The 2,340-nt window shown below is 63.5% G+C and carries 4 protein-coding genes; 1 reads left to right on the forward strand and 3 read right to left on the reverse strand.

The annotated features are described in order from the left end of the window. The coding region (locus NLR35_RS33815; RefSeq protein ID WP_257170872.1) for an amidohydrolase family protein at positions 1–402 on the reverse strand (402 nt) is incomplete at its 3' end. Between the two features lie 163 nt (positions 403–565). Here NLR35_RS33815 and NLR35_RS33820 point away from each other — a divergent pair. After that, positions 566–1,048: a CinA family protein gene (locus tag NLR35_RS33820; protein WP_257170873.1), complete on the forward strand. Its 483-nt coding sequence runs from the start codon at positions 566–568 to the stop codon at positions 1,046–1,048. A 27-nt stretch (positions 1,049–1,075) separates the two neighbouring features. Here the strand turns inward: NLR35_RS33820 and NLR35_RS33825 are convergent, their stop codons facing one another. Both NLR35_RS33825 and NLR35_RS33830 read right to left on the reverse strand, forming a co-directional pair. Then, complete coding sequence (locus tag NLR35_RS33825; RefSeq protein WP_257170874.1) at positions 1,076–1,843, reverse strand: hypothetical protein; 768 nt, start codon at positions 1,841–1,843, stop codon at positions 1,076–1,078. Positions 1,844–1,953: 110 nt separating this feature from the next. Beyond that, entirely contained in the window at positions 1,954–2,229 is a 276-nt protein-coding gene (locus NLR35_RS33830) for a DUF1488 family protein (protein ID WP_306577856.1), read from the reverse strand. Between the last annotated feature and the right edge of the window lie 111 nt (positions 2,230–2,340).

A 2,340-nucleotide genomic window follows, 5' to 3' on the forward strand; every position in this document is an offset into this window, starting at 1 on the left:
GGTCGGGATCACGATCGACCCGCGCAGCCGCACATCGCGGTTGAGCCATTCCTTCACCAGCCAGTCGTTGAGCGCCCGGCAGAACGCGGCCTGCATGTCCTCCGAGAACACCATCTGCACGCCGTAGAGCGGATTGCAGATGGCGTAGCGAAGCTGGAACGGCTCGAGCACATGGCGCTGCATGTCGGCGAGGCTCTCGCCCGGCTTCCCTTGTTCGGGCCGCCAGTCGGGCCGTGCCGTGATCGGCGAATTCTGCGGGTAGGATTGCGAGACGAGGTCGACCATGCCGCGCGTCGTCACCTGATCGCGCCAGTAATCATTGAGGTAGGGCAGCAGGCTGGTCAGATGCGGCAAGGCCGGATGCACGTCGCAATCGACACCGCCGGCAATCAGGGACGCCATCACGTCTCCCTTCCCACGTTTCCTCGTCTTGTCCAGGGCAGCGCTTGCCGGCCGCCTTGCATGCGCCATTGAAGCAGGCCTGCCCGCCGCCTGCAACTCGGCCAGCGCTTTCGTCTATGCTAGGACAGCTGAGCTCGGTTGCATGGCAATGAGGGGTAGAGAGATGAAGGAATTGGTCGGTATCGCGGAGCAGGTCGCGGCCAGGCTGATCGCGCGCAAGCAGACCGTTGCGGTCGCCGAATCCTCCGCCGGCGGCCTGATCTCGGCCAGCCTGCTCGCAGTGCCCGGCGCCTCGGCCTACTTCCTCGGCGGCGCGGTCGTCTACACCCGCGACGCACGGCGCGTGCTGATGGATATTTCGGATGACGGGATGAAGGGCTTTCGGTCCTCCTCGGAGCCCTACGCGAGGCTCCTGGCCGAACAGATGCGCACCCGGTTCAACTGCGACTGGGGCCTGTCCGAAACCGGCGCCGCCGGCCCCACCGGCAACCGCTACGGCGACGCCGCCGGCCATAGCTGCATGGCGGTGGCGGGGCCCGCCGCAGACGTGATGACGTTGGAGACGGCGAGCGGCGACCGGCTCGCGAACATGCAGGTGTTCGCGGCGACGGCGCTGAAGCTGCTGCTGAGGAAGCTGGAGGGGTGAGCCGGCGAAGCGATCAGCTCGCCACCGTCAGGAGCAGGATAAGCCGTTGCCGGGCTCGCGACACAACTTCGCGCGAACTTCGACAATATCAATCCTACAATCTCTGGATCTTCGTATACGCGAGATATGGGCGGCCTCGGCACTGTCCGCCGCGAGCAGATTGAGCTGCCTCTTGATGGCCGCGCTGCAGAGCAGTTCGGGGTTACCGTCGAGATATCTGGCCTCGGCTCCGAACTCTTGGCGGGTGAGTGCAGCGAACGGGCCCAGGTTCAATCGCGTCTCGATCGCCGCGATCTCAGCGTCGGTTGCCTCTGCACGGGCAACACCATTGGCCTTACGTTCAAAGCCGTTTGCAATCGCCGCTCCAGTTGCCGCGCTCAGTTGCTTTAGCTCCGGCGCAGCGTCTGCGAGTTCGCCCGGCTCGTAGCCGGCCAAAAGATAGGACTTGCACGCCAGTGGATTGCTGGCCAGCTTCAAGAGAGCCGCCAACACCGCTCGCTCAAGCGCATTGATGCGCTCATCGTCGGCATAAGCGTCCATCTCCCGGGCAAGGATCATGTTCAGCGCGCCATTGGCGGCAGGCCATCCGCCACCGTTGAACGCCTTTTCAGTATCTTGGAGGACGATATCCCTGAGCTTCGGATCACTGCGGGCGATCGACGCAGCCAAAGGGAAACGCGCGATGTTCTGATCAAAATCGCGGGCAAACGCGCTTGGCCCGACCAAGTGCCCATACATGAGGTTCCCGGCCAGTACGGCGACCGCGAGAAGGAGCAAGATGGATCGTATGGTCATGCGAGCATCATGGAAGACCCGGGAGCTCGGATGATCTCACACCGCGTCGTTGGCATCCAATACAACCAAAAGACGATCTTAATGCTTTCTTTCCGAGGCAAGTTGCCCGACTAGCGCTCCAAATGCCGCATGAAGATCCGCACCACGTGGCCCTGGACCCGCGGCGCCTCGTCGTAGAGGTCCGAGGCGATCTGCTCGATGGTCTGGCGCAGCGACAGGAACTGGGCCTGGCGCGCGCTGCTTTCGGTGCCCTGCATGCCCGCGAGTTCGTCCATAGCGGCGTCGCTGATCTGGCATTGCACGGTTTCGCCCTCACCCGTCATGGTGAAGCGAAACGCGAGACGTTCGAGGTCATGGCCGATGATCCTGTCGCTCTGAAGCGGCATTGCGTGTGGTCCGGTCGGCGAACGCGCCGACATGCTGAAAATCGCGGGGGTCCGCCGAGAAGCGGGGTAGCGCTCTACTGAAACGCGACTTCGGCAAAACTGCGGAGTTTT

This window comes from Bradyrhizobium sp. SRS-191, assembly GCF_024586915.1.
GTDB lineage: Bacteria > Pseudomonadota > Alphaproteobacteria > Rhizobiales > Xanthobacteraceae > Bradyrhizobium.